Below are 24209 nucleotides of genomic sequence, written 5' to 3' on the forward strand. Positions count from 1 at the left end.
CCCCCAGGACAAGATAAGGTTTTAGGACAATTGTTCAGACGCGCATGACCTCCACCCGTTCCGCTCCGGGAACCTTCGCGCTTGTGGGCGGTGACATGTTACTTTTACAATCGTCCAATTATGATCGCTCTATTGAACCTAAAGATGTGCAGCGACACTTAAGCTTCGATGAGGCGCGGCATAACTCGGTTACACAGCGCTATTTTGGGAAAACTTACATGACATTCCATTCTGCAACGCGGTTCGGGCACGCCCTCAAGGCCGCTGGCGCTGGCGCGATCCTGCTGCTGTCGGTATCCGCAGGCCATGCCCAGTCCGGACCGTTCGCCGGCTTCGACGGGGCCTGGAGCGGTACCGGAACGGTCTCCATGTCGGACGGCTCCTCGGAGCGGATTCGCTGCCGGGCGACGTACAAGGTGGATGGCGGCGGCAGCGCCCTGGCGCAGACGCTGCGCTGCGCCAGCGACAGCTACAAGTTCGACCTCTCCAGCAATGTCACCAGCCAGGGCAGCAACGTCTCGGGCAGCTGGAGCGAAGCCAGCCGCAACGTCTACGGCAATCTGGTCGGCAAGGCCGGCGGCGGCCAGATCGACGTCTTCGTCGAGGCTGCGGGTTTTGCCGCCAACATCACGCTGACGACCCGCGGCAACAAGCAGTCGGTATCGATCAGCTCCAAGGGCGAAATTCGCGGCGTTTCGATCAATATGGTCAAGAGCTGAGACGTGACCCGTGCATCAGGTGCGAAGCCACAGGCTTCGCGCCGCAGAAATTCATTCGACCTCGTCGCATAGATAGCGATTGATCTGGTAGGGACGCGCTGCCAGTCCCGGACAGAACGATGCCACCACAGGCTCCAGGCGCTCGAACAGACCACGCCATTCCGCATTGAGTATCTCGAGCCGATCTCGCGCGGCCTCCGCTTCCCGTGCCAGTCTGGCCATGTCCAGCGTCAGCAAGCGGCCGTCGCGAACCACAAAGCTGCCGCCGATCATCACGTGGCGCACCGAGGTCGCATCTTCGGTATGAACCAGTTGGTTGACGCTCCAGTTGTGCGGGATCCAGTTGATCGCCCCGAGATCCAGGAACACGATGTCGGCCTTGTAGCCCGGCGCCAATACGCCGGTATGCGACAGCCCGAGCGCCCGCGCCGAGCCGGCCGTGGCAGCATAATAAATCTCCTCGACCGCAGCCCATTTGCGTGGGTCGGGCCCTTGTACCTTGGAGGCCATCGATGCGTAGCGCATCGCCTCATACATGTTTTGATTGTCGGAGCAGTTCGCACCGTCTGTCCCGATGCCGACATTGACGCCGAGGTCGAGCGCACGGCGCATCCTGAACAGGCCGTTGCCCAGCCGCATGTTGCTGCCAGCGTTATGCGCCAGCGAGGCGCCACGGTCGGCCATCAGCCGAAAATCATCATCATCGAGCCAGACCGCATGAGCCGCGGAGAATTGTTCGTTGATCAGGCCTAGTTCGTCGAGATGCGCAATCAGCGTCTTACCGTAACGTTCCTTGCCGACCACCGCCTGCACCTTGCTCTCGCCGACATGGCTCTGCAGGGGAATGCCATGGTCGCGTGCCAGCTTGGCGCAGCCGCACATGAAACTGTCGCTGCAATGGATCGGAATGGTCGGCGCCACCGCAGGTCGGATGTCATGTGAAGACCATTTCCAGCGTTCGAGAATCGATCCGATGGCCGAAATAGTCCGATCGCCCGGCCCCAGCCGTAGCCGATCGACCTGGTGCTGAAGATCTTCCGGAAGCGCATCGCGCAGTCCGGGAATGGCTTCGTAGAAACTGTGATCCGCGACCATCGGCGCGATGACGGCACGCATGCCGACTTCCGCATAGGCCTCAGCGACGGCATCCATGCCGTCGATGCTCGGTGCCGGATATTCGTAGTACAGATCATAGGCCGCGGTGCAGCCTTTCAGCACCATTTCGGCAGCGCAGATCTGGGTCGTGAGCTTCTTGTCCTGCAGCGAGCGGCTACCGCTAATCCACGGGGCGGCAGCCAGCAGTACCTCCAGCGTCCAGCGATCGCCCTGCCCGCGGCCGAGGCCACCATGGCCATGGGTATGGGCGTTGACGAGGCCGGCATGAACCAGCATGCCGGAGGCATCCACGATGTTCGCGCCGTCTGGCGCGGCAAGATCAAGCCCCATTTCCGCAATGATCCCGTCTTTGATCAGAATATCGCCCTTCACGCCGCGGCGGGACCCCGCGTCGGAGATCAAAGCGTCACGGATCAGTACATATCCCGGATAGTTCTTTGCCATTGCACCTGACCTAGTTGTTGTCGTTGGAGTTGCTGTCCAGATTGCTCGACCACGGCACGAGCAGGCGCTCGATGACCTCGACCAGTTGGAACAGCGCGATGCCCATGATGGCGAGAATCACCACCGCGCCGAACGCGACCGGTGTGCGGAAGAACGCCATCGAGGTCTGGATCAGATAGCCGAGGCCGGAATCCGCGCCGACGAATTCGGCCACCACGGCACCCACTACGCAAAGGGCAGCCGCGACGCGCAATCCGCCGAACACGAAAGGCAAAGCGTATGGCAGACGGATGCGCAGCAATTCCTGGACACGGGTAGCGCGGCACGAACGTCCGAGTTCGATCAGTTCGGGCGGCGCGGCCAAGAGTCCCGCGACAGAACTCACCACGAGCGGGAAGAACGCGACGAGGAAGGCAATGATCACCCTTGAAAACTCGTTGGCCCCGAGTGCCACCAGAAGAATCGGCGCCAGTGCCACCTTGGGCACCGACTGGGTGAGCACCAGCAGTGGATAGATTGCCGCCGACATCGTGCGCGAGCTCGCAATCAGCATGGCAAGCGGCAGGCTGATCGCAATGGAAGCCGCGAGCCCGAGCAGAACGGTCCGCAGCGTAGTCACCGTATGCATGGCGATGTTGGGCCAGACCGGTACTATCGCTGTCCAGATCGCGCTCGGCGACGGCAACAGGAACGGCCTGATGCCAAACCCTCGGCAGAGCAGTTCCCAGCCGAGCAGGAATGTCAGGGTCGACACGATGACCGGCAGGTTGCGGCGGCCCCAGTCTGCAGCATTAGTGAGCATGGGCCGCTCCGCCATAGATCCGGTCGCGGATCAGTTTCGAGCAGCGGTGGAATTCCGCGCTGGCTTCCTGGTCGAACGATCGCGGGCGAGGCAGATTGACCTCCACGATCTCCGCGACACGGCCCGGCCGCGGCGACATCACCACGACCCGATCCGCAAGCAGCACGGCTTCGGAAATCGAATGAGTCACGAACAGCACCGCCATCGGATTTGCCTGCCACAACGCGAGCAGGGACAGACTCATCTCCTCGCGCGTCAGAGCATCGAGTGCGCCGAATGGTTCATCCATGAGCAGGATGCGCGGCTGTTGCACAAGGCCGCGGCAGATCGCGACGCGTTGCTGCATACCGCCAGAGAGTTCTCGCGGCATCCGATGCTCGAAGCCCGCGAGACCCGCCGAATGCAGCAGCACGCGAGCGCGCTCGCGCGCTTCGGGCCCATCACCGCCAGACAGACTCAATGGAAATGCAACGTTGCGCTCCACATTCATCCACGGCAGCAGGGTCGGCGATTGGAACACCATCGCCGTGCCTTTCGTCGCCCCTGTGACCAGTTTGCCGTCGAGCGTGAGATGCCCGATATCGGGCAGCACCAATCCGGCCACCATGCGCAGCAACGTCGACTTGCCGCAGCCGGAGGCACCGACGATGGCAACGAACTCCCCCGGCCCTATGGAGATCGTGACGTCGTCCAGCGCCTGCACATGGCCGCCGCGGCGGGTCTTGAAGGTCTTGCCGACCCGGGCAAGCGAGATCACGGGACGAAACTGTCGTCGATGGCCTGGGCCGGATTCCACGACGCATCGAGTTTGAGGCTCTCGGCCACGGCCTTCCACGTATCTGCCAGGCGATCTTTTGCGAAGTGCCCCTGCCCTGTTGCACGCTGGTGATCGTTGAAGATGAAGCCCATGGTGGCCTTCTGCGACGCTTCGCATTCGTCTTGCAGGACTTCCGGATTTTTCTGCACATGGAGCTTGCAGGTCTCGACCGGATTGTCGCGCGCCCACGCGTAACTCTTCACAGCGGCACCGACGAAACGCCTCACGAGATCCGGATTGGTCTTGATCGTCTCATCGGTGGCGATCAACGATGACGCATAGATCGCAAAGCCCGCGGAGACGAAGGGCAGCGCTACGATTTCCTCGCCGGCCTGCGTGGCTGCCTTGTTCTGATAGTATTGATGGATGGAGTAGAATGGTGCCGCATCGACGCGCTTGGCAATCAACATCGCCGCCATTGCCGATGCGTCCGTCGTGACCCAGGTTACGCTCTCCGGGTCGATTCCGACCCGGCGTGCGACTTCCGGAAAATAGATCCGGTGACTGTTGCCCGGGCTCACGGCGATTTTCTTGCCGGCAAGATCCTTGAAGCCCTTGATTGCTGACGATTTCAGAATGAACAGCGAGTGCGGCGAATAGGTATAGACCGCCACAATCGATTTGACCGGTACTGACTGTTGCGCGCGTCCCGCGAGCACCGCGCCGACGTCGGCAACGCCGAACTTGGCCGCGCCTGCCGCCACCTTGTTCACCGTGTCGCCCGATCCATAACCCCTGACGATGGTGAGATCGATACCAGCGTCCTTGAAAAATCCGCGCTGCTGGCCCGCAAAATACGCCGCGTGCTCCCCTGTCGGGATCCAGTCGAGCTGCAATATGGCCTTGTCCTCGGCGTATGCGCCTTGCGACAGGCCTGCGGCCAATACAACCGCCAGCAGTAAACGCTTCATGCTCATGAACAACCTCGTGAATGTTGCAGTCCGGCTGCCGCCGTTCTCCTCCATTCCCAAGCAACACTGATGCCGAGATACCGGCTGGCATTGTCCAAAAATGAAAGTATGATTTTCAATTATAGACAGTGGCGGGGCAGCAAAGATGGCCGCGTTTACATCGGACGACCTGCGCGTGGTGCTGGCCATCGAGTCCAGCGGCACGGCGCTTGGCGCTGCCAAGCAGCTGGATGTCAGCCACAGCACGGTCCTGCGCCGGCTGGCAACGCTCGAGCTCGCGCTGGACACCAAACTGTTCCGGCGCAGTGAGGGCCGCCTGATTGTGAGCCCGCCCGCGGCCGCGCTGATCGCGAAGGCACGATCAATTGCGGAAGCCCTCGACGCGCTTCCGCAACTGATCGATGGCCCTCATTCAGAGCTGGAAGGGGTCGTTCGCGTTGCCGCGCCCCACGCATTGATCTGTCACGCGCTGACCGATGCCTTCGCCGATTTCCGCAACACGCACCCTTCGATCCGGATCGCACTATGCGCCGACATGCAGTTCGACGAATTCCGGCGCGGCCACGCCGACGTCGCACTGCGGATCAGTCTTGCGGTTCCCAACGAACTCGGAATCCGCCGGCTCTGCGACTACCGCTTCGCCCTTTACGCCCGTGATGATCTGGCGCTCCGCCTGCGTGAGGGTGCCACGTTGGCGGAGATGCCTTTTATCCTTCTCTCCAACGCAAGCCGCGAGATGCCGGAGCGGAAGTGGATGGTCAGTCTCGCCAAGGGGCGTGCACCGGCGGTGGAAGCCAGCTCGACCGTTTCGCTGCGCGCGGCGGTGGCCTCTGGCCTGGGCGTCGGAGTGCTTCCCTGCTACGTGGGCGATGCCCTGCCTGGCGTCACGCGTATCGAGATGGGTCCTGCGGCGCCCCGCGAGGGCATCTACCTGATCACCCATCCGACCCAGAGCAAGCTGGCCAGGTCGCGTGCGGTTGCCGACTTCCTGGTCAAGTTCATAGCGCGCAATCGCGACATGTTTTCCGCCGTCAGACGTAGCTGAGCGGCGGATGCAGCGCCGGCTGACTACTTCTCTTGCTTCGCCAGAACCGAACTGCCCGTAAGGCGCTGCTGCAGATTGATCAGCCACATCGCGGTCGGGCGCAGGATGAACAGATCGGCCACCAGTGCCGCGACCATCGAGAAGGCACTGAGCCAGCCGAACAGCCGCAGCGACGGCAGATCTGAGAATACCGTCACCACGAGGCCGCAGGCCAGCACCACCGTCGTCAGGATCAGCGCGGGACCAACGAGCACAGTCGCACGCTCGACGGCGATCGCGGGATCGGTGCCCGGCGTGTCTTCCAGACGCAAGCGGTTGAGGAAGTGAATCGTCGCGCTGAGGCCGAGGCCGAATGACACCGTGAGTGCCACCACACTGGCGAATTGCAGCCCCTCCCCGAGCAGCCACAACACAAAACCGGCCAGCACCACAGGGAAGATGCCCGGCAGGATACAGGCCAGCATCACCACCCACGAGCGGAACGCGAGGCCGATGAAGACGGCGACCAATCCGAACTCAATGGTCAGGCCGTGATTGAGCTTCTCGATCATCCCGGCGCTGTTGCGCGCCGCGATGGCCGAGAGACCAGTCACCGCGATCTCATAGCCGGGATGCTTGGTGCGAACGGCGTTCAGCGCATTGTCGAGCTTGTCGACCACCGGCAGGATCTTGCTCGAATCGCTGTCGGGCACACGGCCGGACACCACCACCGCCGTCTGATCCGCCGAGATGAAGCGGCGCACCAGATGTTCGGGTATCACGCTGACATATTCCTTCAGCGTCGCGACATCCGACGAACCGGCCTTTTCCGCCAGCCAGCGCCGCAGCGTTTCCAACGACCAGACATTGCCGACACCCGCCTGCTTCTCGACCATGGCGTGGACTTCGGCGATGGTTGCCAACGTGTCCGGCGAATAAAGATCCGCGCCCTTCGGAAATTCGATCAGCACGTCGATCGGATTGGCGCCGGTCAGCTTGGCGTCGAGCCGTCCACTGGCCGCAACCGCCTGCTCCTTGTCCGGCACCTGATCGGCCAGCCGATAGCGCGGCTCGAGATTGGCGTAAACGATCCCGAGACCAACGACGACGACGAGCGAGATCAGGCTGAACAGGCCAGGACGGCCGACCATGCGCACCGCAATCCAGTAGCAGAAGGCGCGCAGCGCCTGCACGCCGGCATCGGCGGTCTGGAACTTGGCAGCAAAAATCTTCTCGTTACGCACCAGCAGCACGCCGAACACCGGCACCAGCGACAGCACCGCGACCAGCGCGATGATGGTCGCGGTGAGACCGGCCTCGCCGAAGGCGCGGATCAGGTCCGAGTCGGAGAACTGCAACGCCAGGAACGAAATGCCGGCGGTGCCATGGGTGAGGACGCAGGCCGGACCCACGACACGAACGGCATTCGTAAATGCTGAATACTTGTCCTCGCCTGCAATCAACCGGTCACGCGCCGCGAAAGTGAGCTGCATCGAGTCGGCAAAACTGATCACCATGATCAGCGGCGTCATCACATTGAGGAACATGTTAAGGCTGAAGCCGGCCCAGCCGAGCGCGCCGAGCGACAACAGGATCGCCAGCAGCGGCGGAAACGCCGCGATGATCATGAACGAGATCTTGCGGAAGAAGATGATCGCAATGACGCAGCCGGCGAGAATACCGGCGATGTTATAGATCAGGCCGTCGCGCTCGACCGCATTGCGGATTTCGAGCTGCATCACCGGCACGCCCGACAATTCCTTGGTCAGACCGCTATTGGCCAGGTCCTCATTCATGGTCTTGCGGATATCGGCAACCACGGTGCTGAGCTTGCTGTTGCTGACCACGGCCGGGTCGAGCGACAGCACCACCAGCGCCAGAGTTCCATCGTCGGACAAAAGCTTGCCGCGGATCAGCTCGTTCTGCTTCACCGTCTCGATGAACTTGTCGTAGTCGGCGCCTTCAGGAAGATCGTTGGGAAACAGCGCTGCCGGCAACTTGCCGGGGGCCGGCGTCTGGCGCGCCGAGAAGATCGAGATCAGCCCCCGCACGCCATCGACCAATTGCAGGTCGGTGACGAGGTCGCGCATCTTTCCAAGATTGTCGCGCGCAAGCAGCGTCTTGCCTTCGAGCACCACGAGCACGTCGAACTCGGTGGACGGGAAGCGCTTCGTCACTTCCTCGTATTGCTTGTATTCCTTGCTGTCAGAACGAAATAGCTGGCTCAGCGAATCGTCGATCTTGATGCGCTGGATGCCAAAGATCGCACCGATCACCAGCGCGAGCAGGATCACGCAAGACAGCACCGGTGCCTTCACCGCGATCAGACCGATGCGCTCGAGCCCGAAGGCGATGCTGATCGGCCCCTTGCGCAATTTATTCATATCCGCGTCGTGGGGGGGAACCGTATCGTGCATACCCTATCCAGTCCTGTCGTCAGCGGCGTCTGCCTAGCAAGCGTCGCGGGCAGTAGTAAGGCTGGAATCGGCGAGACCGAACAGCGCTAGCCCTTGAAAACATGCGGTAAATTTGCCGCGGGCAGATGTAGCAGGTCTGTATGACATATCGCAAGGCGGCGCGCGCGCCGAGGTTGCGTTTCAGGTCACAAAATGGAGCGCAGAGGCTGTTGTTTCATGCTGGTGCAACGAGCGGTGCTACCAGTTGCAGACCGCTTTCGTCTTTCAGAGCCACACCGGTGATGTTGCGATTCAGCCCTTCGCGCGCCAGCCAGGCAATCTTGCTCGCTGCCTCCTCGAAGGACAGACCGGCCACCTGGATGTTCGACACGCAGTTGCGCGCAGCGTCCGTCAGACCCGGCTGCGGTGCGAAGGTCAGGTAGGCACCGAGACTCTGCGGCGCCGAGAGACCCGGACGTTCGCCGATCAGCATGATCGTCATCCGGGCCCTCAATAACGCACCGATCTCGTCGCCGAGCGCGACTCTGGCCCCGCCGGCAACCACAACAGCGCCGATCCCGACCCCCGCCAATTTGGGCATTAACGCGCCCAGTAGGCCAAGCGCATGCGCATTGACCGCAGCCGGAGACAGGCCGTCCGCAATCACGATCACCAGATCGCACGCGGCGCTGTCGCGACCTTCAAGCATCTCCTGTGACTCGCGAGACAGTCGGCGGCCGAGATCGGGGCGCTTGAGATAGTCGGCCCGATCCGCGACCTGGCTCATCACGACCAACGCGTTCGTCCCCTGCCCGGCCAATACGGCCGCGATGGCTTCAGCCTCGAAGGGCGCATGGACCGCGTCACGGGCGCGGGCATGATCGAGCGTGAAATCAAGCAGGGCCTGCGTGGTCAGACTGGCTCCGGTCCGGCCGAGCCCGACACGCGCCGGGGTCAGCGCCCGCAGCTCTGCGAGAGAGCGCTCCGGCACCGGCGGCGTCACATCATTCCGATCTGTCATGACGCCAGCCTATCGCTCATTCGGCCGGAACGGCAGCGTCCTGCAGCTTCAACGAATAATAGGACGCGTTGGTCTGACCACCGGACGCATCGCGGGCAAAGTTGATCAGGTGGTGCGCCACCATGATCCCGCTGATGAGATACTCGATCTCGCCGCGCGCCAGTCGCCGGAATGCGAATTTCCAGAACGCCCGCTTGTAATCGCCGAGCACACCGACCTTCCAGAAGATGTTGCGCAGCATCACCAGCCCGAGCCGGATGCTTTTCCAGGTGAGCATGGCGCCGATCGGCGGCTTGATCCGGTTGGGATAGGTATGGCGGATCTGGTACTCGAAGCGCTCGAGCAGCTTCTCCGGCACATAGGCACTGCCCATGGCGCGCCGCCAGCTTTTCACCACGTCCTCATACGGCAACAGGAAGTCGACGTTGGAATCGCGGCCCTCGTCCTCGTTCAGGCGGCCTTCCTTCTTCAACCTGTCCCATAGCGGCGTCTGCGGCAGTGCCTGAAGCAGGTTGATGGTCAGAAGCGGAATCTGTGACGTTTCCACGAACTCGAGCAAATGCTGGCCGGTCTCGGGCTTGTCGGTATCGAGGCCGAGGATGATGCCGGACACGACTTCCATGCCAAAACTGTTCAGCGTCTCGATCGCCTCCATGATGGGGACCATCATGTTGTGATCCTTCTTCATCGCCTTAAGGGCGACGGGATCGGGCGTCTCGATGCCGCAGAAGATCGTGCCGAACCAGGCTTCGCGCATCAGCGAAAGGATTTCCGGCCGCTTGGCGATGTTCAGCGTCGCTTCGCAGGACAGGCGCAAGACAAAACCGGTCCTCTTCTGCCACTCGACGAGATGCGGCAGCAGATCGAGTGCGGCCTTGCGGTTGCCGATGAAGTTGTCATCGACGAAATACACTGAGCCCATGATGCCGCATTCGAGCAGCTTGTCGAGTTCGGCGGTGATCTGCTCAGGCGACTTCAGGCGCGGATTGCGACCATAGAGGCCGGGGATATCGCAGAATTCGCACTGATACGGGCAGCCCGAGGAATACTGGATGCTGCCCAGGAAGTAGCGCGGAATATCGGCCAGTTCATAGGCCGGAATCGGAAACCTGGTCATGTCCAGACGGTCGGTGGTCTTCAGCACGACCTGCTGGTCCGGGCGCGACGTATCCTTTTCCAGGATATCGATCAGTTGATCGGTGGCATCACCGAGTTCGCCTATATGGAGATAGTCGAAAGCCGGGTAGTAATCGGGGCATGACGAGACCGACGGCCCTCCGATCGCCACCGGAAGATCGTAGGAATGCGCGCGATAGCAGATGTCGTTCATCTGCGTGCGCTGGATGTGCATGCCTGACACCAGCACAACTTCGGCCCACAGGAAATCATTGGGCGTGGCGGCGCGGATGTTCTCGTCGATGAAACGGACTTCCCAGTTCTCGGGCATATATGCGGCAATCAGCAGCAAGCCCTGGGGAGGCATGAAGGCCTGAACGCCGTCGGTCAGAGGATATGAATATTCAAACGTACCAAATGAAGACGTGTATCGCGGAAAGACGCACAGGATGCGCCGGACCGTCTGCCTGCCCTCAGCTCTCATCAAAATTCCTCTGTGAATGCATCAGCGGTCCCCATAAGCGCTGAACCTTCAATAACGTCGCCGAGCTAAAACCGTTCCACTCCTGCCGAATACTTTGAGCGATCTAATCACGACGTCCGAATCTGGGCCAGAATTTCTTCAAGATTGTGGCAGGCGGTGACAAGGTCGTGACCAGCTCCGCGCAAGTGCGCACAAAGCGCCAAGCCTTATGACGGTTTATTGACGTCAGGCGATCAGACGTGCGGCCAGATCGGGCAGCAGGCCTTCGCGGTCGCGAATGCGAAGGTCCGCTCCGGAGAGCCCGACCCGTTGCAGCCAGTCGTCGAATTCCGGTGCGCGTTTGAGCCCAAAGAGGTCGCGGATATAGAGCGCGTCGTGAAATGACGTCGACTGGTAGTTCAGCATCACATCGTCGGCGCCGGGGACGCCCATCACGAAAGTCACACCGGCCGCGGCCAGCAGCGTCAGCAGATTGTCCATGTCGTCCTGATCGGCTTCGGCATGGTTGGTGTAACAGACGTCGACACCCAGCGGCAGGCCAAGCAGCTTGCCACAGAAATGATCCTCCAGCCCGGCACGGATGATCTCCTTGCCGTCATAGAGATATTCGGGGCCGATGAAGCCGACGACGCTGTTCACCAGGAGAGGATCGAACGCCCGCGCAACTGCATAGGCCCGCGCTTCCAAAGTCTGCTGATCGACGCCGTGATGGGCGTTGGCCGACAGAGCCGAGCCCTGCCCGGTCTCAAAATACATAACGTTCTGGCCAAGCGTGCCACGTTTCAGCGAAAGCCCGGCGGCATGAGCTTCCTTCAGGATCGCCAGATCGATGCCGAAGCTCTTATTGGCGGCTTCGGTCCCGGCGATCGACTGAAACACCAGATCGACCGGGGCGCCCTGGTTGATGAGATCAAGACTGGTCGTGACATGGGTGAGCACGCAGCTCTGGGTCGGAATATCCAGCTTGGTGATGACATCGTCGAGCAGCCGCACCAGCCCGCCCAGCACTGCAGGATCGTCGCTTGCCGGATTGATGCCGATACAGGCATCGCCCGAGCCCAGCATCAGCCCGTCGAGAATGGATGCCGTGATGCCCCTGACATCGTCGAACGGATGGTTCGGCTGCAAACGCACGCTCATGCACCCGCGCAACCCGATCGTATTGCGAAAGCGCGTGATCACCTCGCACTTCCTGGCCACCAGGATCAGATCCTGATTGCGCATCAGCTTCGAGACCGCGGCGGCCATTTCCGGGGTGATGCCACGGGCGACGGTCTGAAGGACTTGCGGCGTGGCCGCGTCTGACAGCAACCAGTCACGAAAGCCGCCGACGGTCAGCGACGAGATCGTGGAGAATGCGGCGGCATCATGCGTATCGACGATCAGACGCGTGACCTCATCGTCCTCGTAGGGCACGATCATTTCCTGCAGGAATTGCCTGAGCGGCACGTCGGCGAGCGCCATCCGCGCCGCGATCATCTGCTCGGCGGTCTCGGCTGCAATCCCGGCCAACCGATCACCGGATCGCGGCGGCGTTGCCTTGGCCATGAGGTCGCGCAGATCCGCGAAGACATGCGTATGGTCACCGATGGCGTGGCGATAGATCATGGCCGGATTGTTGGATATTCGCCGGAGGCTGTCTAGACGTGCCGCCCCGCGGCAACGCCGGAAGACCACGCCCACTGGAAGTTGAAGCCGCCGAGATGGCCGGTGACATCGATGACTTCGCCGATGAAATATAGCCCCGGCACTGATGTCGCTTCGAACGTTTTTGATGACAGTTCTGTGGTGTCCACACCGCCAAGCGTCACCTCGGCCGTGCGATAGCCCTCGGTACCGTTCGGACGCACGCGCCATTCCTTCACTGCCGCGGCCACGGAGGCCAGCAGCTTGTCCGAAAAATCCGCCAGCCGCGGTGGGCCGGCGATCTTGTCGGCGATCATCTGGGCCAGTCGCTTGGGCAGGAGGTCGCCAAGCACGGTCGCCAGTTCCTGCCGCGGACGTTCGCGGCGTGCCTCCTTCAAGGCGGCGAGCATATCGCGCGTCGGCGCCATGTCGATGACGACATCGAGCCCGTCGCGCCAATAGGACGAAATCTGCAAGATCGCCGGCCCGCTGAGACCGCGATGGGTGAACAGCAGCGCCTCGTCGAATTTGGTCTTGCCGACGCTGACGACGGCATCAACGGCAACGCCTGCGAGATCCTTGAATTGCGCGAGCGCTGCGACATCGAAGGTCAGCGGCACCAATGCGGCGCGCGGCGCGATCATCTTCAGCCCGAACTGCTGCGCCAGCTTGTAGCCGAAGGCACTGGCGCCCATTTTCGGGATCGAGGGCCCGCCGGTCGCGACGACCAGCGACTGACTGCGATACTCGCCCTGATCGGTGGCGACGACAAAGCCGCTGTCGTTCTTCGTCACGCTGAGAATGCCCACGCCGAGCCGCATCTGCACATCGCCGCGGCGGTTTTCGTCCAGCAGCATGTCGATGATCTGCTGGGACGAACCATCGCAGAACAATTGTCCGCGCGTCTTCTCGTGATAGGCGATGCGATATTTTTCGACCAGCGCGATGAAGTCCTGCTGGGTAAAGCCCTTCAGTGCGGATTTGCAGAATTGTGGATTCTGCGACAGGAAATTCGCCGGCGTCGTATGCAGGTTGGTGAAATTACAGCGCCCGCCGCCGGAGATGCGGATCTTCTCGCCCGGCGACCTCGCCTGCTCCAGCACCATCACCGAGCGACCGCGTTGCCCCGCAATGCCGGCGCACATCAGGCCGGCCGCACCGGCGCCGAGGACGATGACGTCACTGGTGTTGTGCGCGCGACGAACGATGGTCATTCCAGCAGCAGCACATCGACAGCAACGGCAAGCTTCTGCTTGCGGGCGCCGACGATCACGCCGTCGACCGGCGACACGTCGGAGAAGTCGCGGCCGATCGCCAGCACGATATGATCGTTCTCGACCAAAATGTCGTTGGTCGGATCGAAGCCAATCCAGCCGAGTTCCTCACCGCACCAGACCGACACCCAGGCATGAGTTGCGTCGGCGCCCTGCAGGCGTGCCTTGCCCGGCGGTGGAATGGTGCGCAGATATCCGCTGACATAAGCCGCCGGGAGGCCGAGGCCGCGCATGCCCGCAATCATGATATGCGCAAAATCCTGACAGACACCGTGGCGCTTATCCAGCACCTCCTGCAACGGCGTCGAAATCACCGTGGCCTTCGGATCGTATTTGAACTCGGTGCGGATGCGGTGCATCAGGTCGACGGCGCCGGCGAGAATCCCGCCCCCCTCGGTAAAGCTCACCGCCGCATAGTCCGTGACGGCATCGATGATCGGCACCAGCGGACTGGCGAAGACATAACCAATCGGCGAGGCACCGCTCAGGTCGCTGGAATCAAACGCCGCCTCGCGGACGCTCTCCCAGGAAGGGCTATCGTCGCCGCGCCCCGGCGCAAAACGTTCGACATAGACGCGCGACCGGCTGTCGATCCGCAGCACCCGATGCGGGGTTTCGATCAACACGCTTTCCGTCGGCGTGCCGAAGAAATCCGTCCGCATGGCGCGGGCCGCCGGCAGCGGCTTGATATCGACGCTGTGCGAGACCAGTTGCTGCCCGGCGCTGCTATTGGGCTGCAGCCGCAGCGAGCAGCGCGCATAGCTCACAGGGCTTTCATAACTATAGGTCGTGACATGGCGGATTTCGTAGATCACGCCAGCCCCGTCAGCTTTTCAGGACGCGATGCGCTGGCGCCGTGCGGGAAGTAATGCAGGCCGATCGAATCCGCGAGCGTCAGCAGATCCTGCTCCAGCGCAAACAGTGACTTGGTGTGGATTTCGGATGCCTCGCCGGTGACCAGCGACGAACGCAGCGCCACCGCCAGCCGCTGCGGCCGTTCCATCAGGCCGTTCTCCTTCAGCGTCGGCAGGCTGGCGATGTGATCATTTAGTGCCGAGACCTGGAACGCCACCGAGCGCGGGTTATAGGGATCGAGCACCACGAGATCACGCACCGGTGCCAATAGCGGACCGACCAGATAGCGCGAGCGATAGGTGATCTGGCAATCCACCAGCGTCAGCAGGATGTCGAGATCGTCGCTCGTCGCCTCGTCGGATGCGAATTGCCGCGCGAAGCGCGTGGTGTTGATGGCGCGTTCGGCACGGCGGCCCATTTCGAGGAATCGCCAGCCGGCGGCACGGTTCATGTTTTCCTGCGCGAGACCGGCGAAGCTCGCCAGTTCCTGCAAGGTCAGCTCGGCCGCACTGACGACGTCATCGTCATCTTCGACTTCATGCGCAAGCCGCTCGGCCATTTCGGTGATGACCTGCCAGGCGTCGGGGGACAGCCGTTCGCGCAGCGAGGTTGCGGTCCGCAATGCCGAGCGCACCAGCGATAGCGCTGAGCCAAACTGCTCCTCGCTCTGCAAGGCTTGCGCGGCGACCTTCGCCGGCTGCGAACGTGATGTCAGCGATGTCGCGCCCCAGGTCATCAGCATACGCTGGATGCGCTCGATCGATTGCTGCCCGGTGGCGCCGCCCTTGCCGGGATCGCGCTGCGGCACGCTGAGTGCACGGATCAGACGCAGCGTGGACTCCGCGCGCTCGAGATAGCGCCCGAGCCAGAACAGATTGTCGGCGGCGCGACTCGGCACCCAGCCGGCGATGCGGCGGATACGCACATTGTCGACGGCCGGCAGCAGCGTCGATGCAGCAACGGCCTTGTCGGCCACCACCCAGACGTCGGCTGCGCGCGCGCCGGCACCCATGGAGACTGCGCGGGCATCCGGTTGATCCGCAATACGGCAGAAGCCGCCGGGCATGACGGTCCAGCCCTCAGGCGTCGCCGCCGCGAAGACGCGCAGCACGAACGGACGCGGCGCGAGCCGGCCATTGTCCCAGACCGGCGTGGTCGAAAGCTGCACCAGCTCCTGCCCGACATAATCGACACCGCGATTGGCAATCGCCGCCTTCAGACGCTCGCGCTCGCTTGGCGAGAGCTGCGACGGCAGCACCGGCGAGTAGCCAGGGAAACCGGGCACCGCTCCGCCATAGGCGCCTTCGATCGCAAAGTCGTCGAGCCGCGCCAGCACTTCCTCGCGCGCCGATTTCTGGCCGCACCACCAGGTCGCGATATGCGGCATCTTGAGTGGTTCACCGAGCAGCTTCCGGCTCAAGCTTGGCAGAAAACCCAAAAGCGCGCGCGCTTCCATCACGCCGGAGCCCGGCATGTTGGCGACGACGACGCCATTCTTTCTGACAACGTCGATCAGCCCGGGCACGCCGAGTTGCGACGAGGCATCGAGCTCCAGCGGGTCGAGCGAATTGGCATCCACCCGGCGCAAAAGCACATCAAGGCGCTTCAAGCCGGCCACAGTGCGGATGTGCACGCGGTCGCCTGAGACTGCGAGGTCATCGCCTTCCACCAGCAGGAAACCGAGATAGCGCGCCAATGTCGCGTGTTCGAAATAGGTTTCGCTGAACGGCCCCGGTGACAACAGGCCGACCCGCGGTTCGTCACGATCGGCCGACGCGCGCAGACTGTCGCGGAAGGCTTCGAAGAACGGCGCGACGCGCTCGACATTCATCGATTTGTAGAGGTCGGTGAAGGCGCGCGACAACACCAGCCGGTTTTCCAGCGCATAGCCCATGCCGGACGGCGCTTGTGTGCGATCGCCGAGCACCCACCAGCGGCCATCGGGACCGCGGCCGAGATCGGCCGCATAGACGTTGAGATAGCGGCCGCCCGGCGGCTTCACGCCGCGCATTGCCCGCAGATATTCGGAGCTGCCGGCAATCGCCGCCGCCGGGATCGCGCCGGACGCGACGAGGCTGGCATCGCCATAGAGATCGCCGAGAATCTTCTCCAGCAACTCGGCGCGCTGGGTCATGGCCGCCGAGATCTGCAGCCATTCGGATTCGTCGATCAGGAGCGGCACATGGCTGAGCGGCCAGATCCGGTCGGCGATTTCGCCGGGCGCGCGGTAGGTGACGCCGGCTTCCCGGAGATGACGGTCGGCGGAACCGAAGCGGCGTTCGATCTCGACGGGCGCCATGGCGCCGAAGGCCTCGAAGAACCGCGTCCAGACCTCCCGCGGCGTGCCGTCCTGGGCGATGAATTCGTCGGGAATCCCGGGCAGCCGCTCGTAGTCGCGGGTCCATTGCGCGACTTTACGATGTCCCGGACGGGGCTTTTTCCCCTGACCGGCCTGTCCCGTCATTCCGACTCTCCAGCCCAAACTGCCTGCATTCTCAATGCAGGAGAGGCGTTCGCAAGTCGAGGGTCAATGGGAATTCAAGTGTGCGTTCTGCCCTTGGCGGAGCGATTTCGCCGGGCGTGTGGCCGATCTCCTCGAAACGGGCCAGCCGGCGAGCTTCCGCCTCGTAGGCATTGACCGGTTTTGTCTCGTAATTGCGGCCGCCGGGATGCGCCACATGATAGACGCAGCCGCCGAGCGACCGCCGATTCCAGCTGTCATAAATGTCGAAAACCAGCGGCGCATGGACCGGGATCGTCGGATGCAGGCCGGATGCCGGCTGCCAGGCCTTGAAACGGACGCCGGCGACCACCTCGCCGGCCCGGCCGGTCTCGGTCATCGGCAGCGCCCGGCCGTTGCAGGTAATGATGTGCCGCCCCGGCGTAAAGCCGTTGGCCTTCAATTGCAGCCGCTCCACCGAGGAATCAACATAGCGCACGGTGCCGCCGGCCGAGCCCTCCTCGCCCAGCACATGCCAGGGCTCCAGCGCCTGGCGGACTTCCAGCGTGACGCCGCCATAGGTCACGTGGCCGAACACGGGAAAGCGGAATTCGAGCTGCGCCTCGAACCACTCCTTGGAGAATTCGTAACCGGACCGGCCGAGTTCACTCAGCACGTCCTGGAAATCCTCCCACAGGAAATGCGGCAGCATGAAGCGATCATGCAGCGCCGTGCCCCAGCGGACGAATTTGCCGTCCTGCGGCTCGCGCCACATCCGGGCGATCAGCGCGCGGATCAGGAGCTGCTGCGCCAGCGACATGCGCGGATCGGGCGGCATTTCGAGCGCACGGAATTCGACGAGGCCGAGACGACCTGTCGTGCCATCGGGCGAATAGAGTTTATCGATGCAGATCTCTGCACGATGGGTATTGCCGGTGATATCGACGAGGATATGCCGGAACAGCCTGTCGACCAGCCACAACGGCGCCTTTCCACCGGGTGGCGGCACCTGCGCCAGTGCGATCTCCAATTCATAGAGACCATCATGCCGCGCTTCATCGATGCGCGGCGCCTGACTGGTCGGACCGATGAACATGCCGGAGAACAGATAGGACAGCGACGGGTGGCGCTGCCAGTACAGCACGAGACTCTTCAGAAGATCCGGCCGACGCAGGAACGGCGAGTCCGCCGGTGAGCTGCCGCCGACCACCACGTGATTGCCACCACCGGTGCCGGTGTGGCGGCCATCAAGCAGAAACTTGTTGGCGCCGAGCCGCGTCTTCGCGGCCTCCTCATAGAGAAACGTCGTGGTATCGACGGCCTCGCGCCAGCTCGAGGCGGGATGGATGTTGATCTCCAGCACGCCGGGATCGGGCGTCACCTTGATGACCTCGACGCGCGGATCGAACGGCGGCGGATAGCCTTCGACATGCACCTGCATCTGCAGTTCTTCGGCCGTCGCCTCCAGCGCCGTCACCAGTTCGAGATAATCTTCAAACTTCTCGACCGGCGGCATGAAGGCACAGAGAATGCCGTCGCGAATTTCAATCGACATCGCCGTGCGTACACCGCCGGAACGAATCTGCTGCTCCTGGACGTATTGCGCGGCAGGCTGGTTTTCCGCCGACGCGATTTCGTCGAACACCGGCATGTCGCTGCGCGGCTCCAGCGGATCCTGCTCGACGACGAACGGATATTCCTCTTCGGTGAGGTGCGGCAGCGACGACAACGGCAGGCGCAGGCCCATCGGTGAATCGCCGGGTGTCAGAAACAGGTTGCCGCGGCGGAGCTTCCACCGCTCGGACCGCCAGCGTCTGTCGGCGGCCGTCTCCGCATTCCAGCGCTGGATCGGCAGCACGAACCCCTTCGGCCTGTCGAGTCCATGTTCGAAGACCCGCGCCATGCGCGCGCGTTCCTCCGGATCGGGCAATTTGGAGTCGCCGGGCACGACATTGTTCGGCAGGTTCGATTCCTTCTGCTCCCAATAGACGGGATCCTCGAAGGCCGGGATGACATAGTCCTTCGGTAGGCCAAGCCGCCGCGCCGTGCCTTCGGCGAAGCGCTCGGCGCCGCCGATATCGGCACTGCGCGGGCCTTCGATCCTGGAGATCAGCGCATCGTTCTTCCAGATCGGCACGCCGTCCTTGCGCCAATACAGGCCGAACGCCCAGCGCGGCAGGCTTTCGCCGGGATACCATTTGCCCTGCCCGTAATGCATCAGGCCGCCCGGCGCGAAACGTGTGCGCAGGCGACGGATCAGATCGTCGCCGAGGCCGCGCTTGGTGGGACCGACGGCAGCCGTATTCCACTCCGGCGATTCCATATCGTCGACCGACACGAATGTCGGCTCGCCGCCCATGGTGAGACGCACGTCATGGGCTTTAAGATCGGCATCGACCTTCTCGCCGAGCGCATCGAGCCTGGCCCAAGATTCATCCGAGAACGGCTTTGTGATCCGCGGCGCCTCGCGAATACGTTTGACGCCCATCGCGAACGCGAACTCGACTTCGGCAAAGCCCGCCATGCCCGAGATCGGCGCGGCTGAGCGGAAATGCGGCGTCGCCGCCACGGGGACGTGCCCCTCGCCTGTCAGCATGCCCGACGTCGCATCGAAGCCGACCCAGCCGGCGCCGGGGATATAGACTTCGGCCCAGGCGTGCAGGTCCGTGAAATCAGCCTCGACTTCGGGCGGCCCTTCGATCGGATCGATGTCCGGCCGCAACTGGATGAGATAGCCGGAGACGAAACGTGCAGCGAGACCGAGATGGCGCAGTGTCTCGATCAGGAGCCACGCAGAGTCGCGGCATGAGCCCGCGCCGGACAGCAGCGTCTCTTCCGGCGTCTGCACGCCGGGCTCCATGCGGATGATGTAGTTGACCTTCTCGCGCAGGCGCGCATTGAGATCGACGAGAAAGTTCACCGTGTTCGGTGCTTCCCTGGCGATCTCTGCCATATAGGCCGTGAAGCACGGCCCTGGCTCCGTCGTCGCCATATAGGGTGCGAGTTCGCTCTTCAGGTCGTCGGTATAGGCGAACGGAAATGTCTCGGCATAGGGCTCGACGAAGAAGTCGAACGGATTGATCACCGTCATCTCGGCGGTGAAATCGACCTCGATCTTCAGCTCATTCGCCGGTTCCGGGAAAACGAAGCGCGCCAGCCAGTTGCCCTGCGGATCCTGCTGCCAGTTCACGAAGTGGTTGGTCGGCGTGACCTTCAGCGAATAGCTGAGAATCGGCGTGCGGGCATGCGGCGCCGGTCGCAGCCGGATGGTCTGCGGCCCCAGCGTGATCGGCCGATCATATTTGTAGTGGGTGACGTGGTTCAGTGCGACGAAGATCGACACAGTGGCGCAACTCCAGCAGCTTTTTTAAGCAGAACACCGGAGGTGCCAGGGATCAAGCTCTAACAACGGGCACGATGTGCCTCGATTGGGGGCGCTTCACCTAACTCAGCCCTCATGGTGAGGAGCGCGCCGCTTGGCGCGCGTCTCGAACCATGAATCGGAGTGCTGGGCCATCCTTCGAGACGCGGCGCAAGTGCGCCACTCCTCAGGATGAGGACGGAGCAGCGGTCCCCCTCACATCGTCGCGCCCAAGACCCAGGGCGCGAATTCCGCGCCGCCGAAATCGAAGCTTTCGCTCTTGGTCGGCGCGCCGGACGCAGTCTTGAGCATCAGCTCGAAGATGCGCTGGCCGCATTCCTGCACCGTCTCGTCGCCATCGAGGATGGTTCCGCAATTGATGTCCATGTCCTCTTCCATCCGCTTGAACATCGGCGTGTTGGTAGCGAGCTTGATGGACGGCGCCGGCTTGCAGCCGAACACGCTGCCGCGGCCAGTGGTGAAGCAGACGAGATTGGCGCCGCCGGCGACCTGCCCCGTCGCAGCAACGGGATCGTAGCCGGGCGTGTCCATGAACACAAAACCCTTCTTGGTGATCGTCTCGGCATAGTTCAGCACATCGACGAGATTGGTCGAGCCGGCCTTGGCCATCGCGCCGAGCGACTTTTCCAGAATCGTGGTGAGGCCACCGGCCTTGTTGCCGGGGCTCGGATTGGCGTTCATCTCGGCGCCCTCGCGTTCGCAATAGGCGTCCCACCAGCGCATCAGCCCGACCAGTTTCTCGCCGACCTCGCGCGACACCGCGCGGCGCGTCAGCAGATGTTCGGCGCCATAGGTCTCCGGCGTTTCCGACAGCACGACGGTGCCACCGTGACGCACGAGGAGATCGCTCGCCGCGCCGAGCGCCGGATTGGCGGAGATACCGGAATAGCCATCGGAGCCGCCGCATTGCAGAGCGACGGTCAATTCGCTGGCGGAGACTTCCTCGCGCGTGACGTTGTTGGCATCGGCCAGCACTTCATTGACGAAGGCAACGCCGGCTTCCGTGGTCTTGCGCGTGCCGCCGATTTCCTGGATCTGCATTTCGCGCAAACGCCCGGCGAGCTTCTGCTCCTGCATCAAGCCCCCGATCTGGTTGATCTCGCAGCCGAGGCCAAGCACCACGACGTGCGAGAAGTTCACGTGCCGCGCATAGCCGCCGAGCGTCCGTCGCAGCAGCGTCAGCGGCTCGTCCTGCGTCATGCCGCAGCCGGTCTTGTGGGTGAGCGCGACGACGCCATCGACATTGGGATAGTCGGCGAGCGGATTGTGCCCGGTGAAGGGATTCTTCTTGAACACGTCGGCAACCATGCTGGCGACATGGGCGCTGCAATTCACCGAGGTGAGGATACCGATATAGTTGCGCGTGGCGACGCGGCCATCGCTGCGCTTGAGACCCATGAAGGTGGCGGGCAGATCGAAATTCGGCGTCGGCTTGACGTCGACACCGTAAGCATAGTCGCGGTCGAAATCGCCCATGCCCATGTTCTGCGTATGGACATGCTGGCCGGGCGCGATCGGCTGCGTGGCAAAGCCGATGATCTGCCCGTAGCGGCGGATTTCCTCGCCGGTGGCGATGGGCCGGATCGCGACCTTATGGCCCGCGGGGATGCGCTCCGACGTCACGACGCCTGTCGTCACCTCGATACCGGGCAGCAGCGTGATGCGCGCGATCAATACGGCGTCGTTGTCATGCAGACGAATGACGGGAGACGGAACCATCGGGATTTCCTCGCGCGTGGTGTTCTGTTGTTTGGAACGAGTCTAGCGACAAGAAGCCGCGAGGGGTAGTCGTCATTCCGGGGCGGGACCGTCGCCGCAGGCGGGGGGACCGAACCCGGAATCCCGACCTGTTCATCACCTCTCTCGTGCGGGCGGATAGAGATGGCCTCCATGGCGAGATTCCGGGTTCGCATCCGGCAAGAGCCGTCTGCGCCCCGGAATGACGTGCGTGGGATCTCCAGACATGCGTCATCGCCCCCATTGTTTGCGGCGCGGGGGCGCCGTCGTCTTTTGCATTCCCGCCCCCTTGTGAGAGGGCGTGCGGAACGCCGGGTGCCCGTTGCACCCTTGGGCCTGATGCGAATGCGGTCTTCCGCAATTGAGAGTGCATCAGGACTTTCGGAGGCGCCGAGCGAGTGCCCGGCGTTCCGCCTGCGGTGTTTTTTCGGTTGCTTGCACATCTGCCATGGCGAACGGTCCCATCACCAAAATTAATGTCCCAGGGCGGAGGGACAGGGTAGCCGCAAAGCACTTGGCCGAACGCGTTTCGATTTGGTCGTCCGTCACACTGTCCAGGGGTCTTTCCATCCCAAGGTCGGCCGTGTCCTTGCCAGTGGCAGTGCTGGCGCAGATCCGTCCTGCCCGAAGACAGACGTTCCCCATGAACCGCGTGACGCCGCATCTCCGGCGTCCACCGCATCCCACCCCGCGAACGTGACGATCGCGATCGCCCCTCTCAGTGGGGCAGGACAACGGGGAATATAAACCTGATGGAGATCTTGTCAACGGGATGTAGGAATAAATGTTTAGGGGTGAGCTTACCGCCCCCACTCGTCATTCCGGGGCGTGGCCGGCCCTTGCCGGACGCGAACCCGGAATCCCAGCATGAGAGTCTCCGACAGCGCAAAACACTTCGAGATTCCGGGCTCAGTCCGACCCGCTTTGCGGTCCGTCCTGCCCCGGAATGACGAGTGTGTGGCGGGCCGGACTGCCAGAGTGCCTCCAGACCCAACTACTGCGGCTGCGGTCCCAGACTTGCGGCAAGCTCGGCCCAGACCGGCGCCTCTTCCTTGTAGAGCGCCTGGCTCGCCTCCAGCGTCATCGGGCCCTCGTCGATACCCTGGCTCTTGAGCAGCTCGCGAACGCGATCGCTCTTGCCGGCGCCAACGAACAGCGCGGACAGTTTTGCGACCACCTCCGGCGGCGTCTTCGCCGGAGCAACGCAGCCCTGAAAGGTCAGTAAGCTGTGCGCGCGTGAGGTTGCGCCCTGTTCGAGGAATGTGCCGACGTCGGGAAGATCCTTGATGCGGCGGCGCGACACCGCAACGGCGCGCGCTTTCCCGGTTTGCAGCACCGGCAATGCCGCGGCATAGCTGCCGATGCCGGCATCGATCGACCCACCGGCGAGATCCTGCCACATCGGCGCCTCGCCGCGATAATGCACCGCCTCCATCTTCAGCCCATACTGCTTGTTGAGCTCGACGATGACCATATGCGCGAAGGAGCCGGACGCATATGTGCCGACATTCACCTTCTCGGCCTTGCGCGCATAGTCGATGAAGTCCTTCAGCGTCTTTGCGCCGACCTTCTCGCTCACCATCAGCGGCAGGCTGCCGCCCGGCATCACCGCGACCCAGGCGAAGTCCTGCGGGACACTGTATTTGATGTCCTTGATGAGAACGGGATTGAGCATATAGGCGGTGGTGTTGCAGATCATCAGCGTGTGGCCGTCGGGATCGGAGCGTTTCAGCTCCATCGCTGCGACAGCGCCGCCGGCACCGGCCTTGTTCTCGACCACAACGGTCTGCCCGAGTTCACGCGACAGATACTCGCCGTAAACGCGCGAGAATTGATCGGTCTGGCCGCCGGCCGCGGAGCCCGCGAGAATCTTGATCGGCTTGGTCGGCCAGCTATTGGCGCGGACGAGTGACGGCGCACTCAACAATGCAGCAGCGCCTGCGCCCGCGGTGACGAATTGGCGTCGATTGAGCAGACGCAAGTTGTTTCGCACGATCATCCTCCCGATTTGATCTTATCTCTGCGGATAAGTGTATCGAGTATGA

16 protein-coding genes are annotated in these 24209 nt (G+C 62.8%); 2 read left to right on the forward strand and 14 right to left on the reverse strand.

Annotated elements, in window-relative coordinates; all coding sequences use genetic code 11:
* Positions 1-218 precede the first annotated feature (218 nt).
* Complete coding sequence (locus tag AB7783_RS13610; protein WP_441277923.1) at positions 219-719, forward strand: hypothetical protein; 501 nt, start codon at positions 219-221, stop codon at positions 717-719.
* 51 nt (positions 720-770) lie between these two features.
* On the opposite strand, the gene AB7783_RS13615 is transcribed toward AB7783_RS13610, so the two are convergent.
* The 4 genes from AB7783_RS13615 to AB7783_RS13630 are packed head-to-tail and all read right to left on the reverse strand — an operon-like array spanning position 771 to position 4815.
* Positions 771-2279, reverse strand: coding sequence for an amidohydrolase family protein (locus AB7783_RS13615; protein WP_439072395.1), 1509 nt, complete (start codon positions 2277-2279; stop codon positions 771-773).
* A gap of 10 nt (positions 2280-2289) precedes the next feature.
* Positions 2290-3081, reverse strand: coding sequence for an ABC transporter permease (locus tag AB7783_RS13620; protein ID WP_441277924.1), 792 nt, complete (start codon positions 3079-3081; stop codon positions 2290-2292).
* Positions 3071-3838: an ABC transporter ATP-binding protein gene (locus AB7783_RS13625; protein WP_309948884.1), complete on the reverse strand. Its 768-nt coding sequence runs from the start codon at positions 3836-3838 to the stop codon at positions 3071-3073. The genes AB7783_RS13620 and AB7783_RS13625 overlap by 11 nt, the downstream gene beginning before the upstream one ends.
* Complete coding sequence (locus tag AB7783_RS13630; RefSeq protein WP_439072398.1) at positions 3835-4815, reverse strand: ABC transporter substrate-binding protein; 981 nt, start codon at positions 4813-4815, stop codon at positions 3835-3837. The genes AB7783_RS13625 and AB7783_RS13630 overlap by 4 nt, the downstream gene beginning before the upstream one ends.
* 139 nt (positions 4816-4954) lie before the next feature.
* On the opposite strand from AB7783_RS13630, the gene AB7783_RS13635 reads away from it, so the two are divergent.
* Positions 4955-5854: a LysR family transcriptional regulator gene (locus AB7783_RS13635; RefSeq protein ID WP_441277925.1), complete on the forward strand. Its 900-nt coding sequence runs from the start codon at positions 4955-4957 to the stop codon at positions 5852-5854.
* 23 nt (positions 5855-5877) lie between these two features.
* Here AB7783_RS13635 and AB7783_RS13640 read toward each other — a convergent pair whose 3' ends face one another.
* From AB7783_RS13640 to AB7783_RS13685, 10 genes are all read right to left on the reverse strand, one after another.
* Positions 5878-8217, reverse strand: coding sequence for an efflux RND transporter permease subunit (locus AB7783_RS13640; RefSeq protein ID WP_231079997.1), 2340 nt, complete (start codon positions 8215-8217; stop codon positions 5878-5880).
* Between the two features lie 247 nt (positions 8218-8464).
* Positions 8465-9250 (reverse strand): ethanolamine ammonia-lyase subunit EutC, encoded by a 786-nt coding sequence (gene eutC, locus AB7783_RS13645; RefSeq protein WP_093756535.1) that lies wholly within the window; start codon positions 9248-9250, stop codon positions 8465-8467.
* A gap of 16 nt (positions 9251-9266) precedes the next feature.
* Positions 9267-10850, reverse strand: a complete 1584-nt coding sequence (locus AB7783_RS13650) for a B12-binding domain-containing radical SAM protein (protein ID WP_093756536.1) — start codon at positions 10848-10850, stop codon at positions 9267-9269.
* Between the two features lie 225 nt (positions 10851-11075).
* A complete protein-coding gene (locus AB7783_RS13655) occupies positions 11076-12458 on the reverse strand; it encodes an ethanolamine ammonia-lyase subunit EutB (RefSeq protein WP_441277926.1) in 1383 nt (460 codons plus the stop codon).
* A gap of 32 nt (positions 12459-12490) precedes the next feature.
* Positions 12491-13690, reverse strand: a complete 1200-nt coding sequence (locus AB7783_RS13660) for an NAD(P)/FAD-dependent oxidoreductase (protein ID WP_441277927.1) — start codon at positions 13688-13690, stop codon at positions 12491-12493.
* Positions 13687-14565, reverse strand: coding sequence for a transglutaminase family protein (locus AB7783_RS13665; protein WP_441277928.1), 879 nt, complete (start codon positions 14563-14565; stop codon positions 13687-13689). The genes AB7783_RS13660 and AB7783_RS13665 overlap by 4 nt, the downstream gene beginning before the upstream one ends.
* Positions 14562-17069 (reverse strand): circularly permuted type 2 ATP-grasp protein, encoded by a 2508-nt coding sequence (locus tag AB7783_RS13670; protein WP_439059191.1) that lies wholly within the window; start codon positions 17067-17069, stop codon positions 14562-14564. The genes AB7783_RS13665 and AB7783_RS13670 overlap by 4 nt, the downstream gene beginning before the upstream one ends.
* Positions 17070-17100: 31 nt before the next feature.
* On the reverse strand, positions 17101-20388 hold the full coding sequence (locus AB7783_RS13675) for a DUF2126 domain-containing protein (RefSeq protein WP_441277929.1): 3288 nt from the start codon (positions 20386-20388) through the stop codon (positions 17101-17103).
* Between the two features lie 234 nt (positions 20389-20622).
* Positions 20623-22146, reverse strand: coding sequence for a UxaA family hydrolase (locus tag AB7783_RS13680; protein ID WP_441277930.1), 1524 nt, complete (start codon positions 22144-22146; stop codon positions 20623-20625).
* 1012 nt (positions 22147-23158) lie between these two features.
* Entirely contained in the window at positions 23159-24157 is a 999-nt protein-coding gene (locus AB7783_RS13685) for a Bug family tripartite tricarboxylate transporter substrate binding protein (protein WP_231079988.1), read from the reverse strand.
* Between the last annotated feature and the right edge of the window lie 52 nt (positions 24158-24209).

Source organism: Tardiphaga sp. 172_B4_N1_3 (assembly GCF_052076035.1).
GTDB lineage: Bacteria > Pseudomonadota > Alphaproteobacteria > Rhizobiales > Xanthobacteraceae > Tardiphaga > Tardiphaga robiniae.

What these genes read in the sequence shown, in the direction of transcription:
- AB7783_RS13610 (WP_441277923.1), top strand. Translation starts at nt 219, where the DNA reads ATGACATTCCATTCTGCAACGCGGTTCGGGCACGCCCTCAAGGCCGCT.
- AB7783_RS13615 (WP_439072395.1), bottom strand. Translation starts at nt 2,279, where the DNA reads ATGGCAAAGAACTATCCGGGATATGTACTGATCCGTGACGCTTTGATC.
- AB7783_RS13620 (WP_441277924.1), bottom strand. Translation starts at nt 3,081, where the DNA reads ATGCTCACTAATGCTGCAGACTGGGGCCGCCGCAACCTGCCGGTCATC.
- AB7783_RS13630 (WP_439072398.1), bottom strand. Translation starts at nt 4,815, where the DNA reads ATGAGCATGAAGCGTTTACTGCTGGCGGTTGTATTGGCCGCAGGCCTG.
- AB7783_RS13635 (WP_441277925.1), top strand. Translation starts at nt 4,955, where the DNA reads ATGGCCGCGTTTACATCGGACGACCTGCGCGTGGTGCTGGCCATCGAG.
- AB7783_RS13640 (WP_231079997.1), bottom strand. Translation starts at nt 8,217, where the DNA reads ATGAATAAATTGCGCAAGGGGCCGATCAGCATCGCCTTCGGGCTCGAG.
- eutC (WP_093756535.1), bottom strand. Translation starts at nt 9,250, where the DNA reads ATGACAGATCGGAATGATGTGACGCCGCCGGTGCCGGAGCGCTCTCTC.
- AB7783_RS13650 (WP_093756536.1), bottom strand. Translation starts at nt 10,850, where the DNA reads ATGAGAGCTGAGGGCAGGCAGACGGTCCGGCGCATCCTGTGCGTCTTT.
- AB7783_RS13655 (WP_441277926.1), bottom strand. Translation starts at nt 12,458, where the DNA reads ATGATCTATCGCCACGCCATCGGTGACCATACGCATGTCTTCGCGGAT.
- AB7783_RS13660 (WP_441277927.1), bottom strand. Translation starts at nt 13,690, where the DNA reads ATGACCATCGTTCGTCGCGCGCACAACACCAGTGACGTCATCGTCCTC.
- AB7783_RS13670 (WP_439059191.1), bottom strand. Translation starts at nt 17,069, where the DNA reads ATGACGGGACAGGCCGGTCAGGGGAAAAAGCCCCGTCCGGGACATCGT.
- AB7783_RS13680 (WP_441277930.1), bottom strand. Translation starts at nt 22,146, where the DNA reads ATGGTTCCGTCTCCCGTCATTCGTCTGCATGACAACGACGCCGTATTG.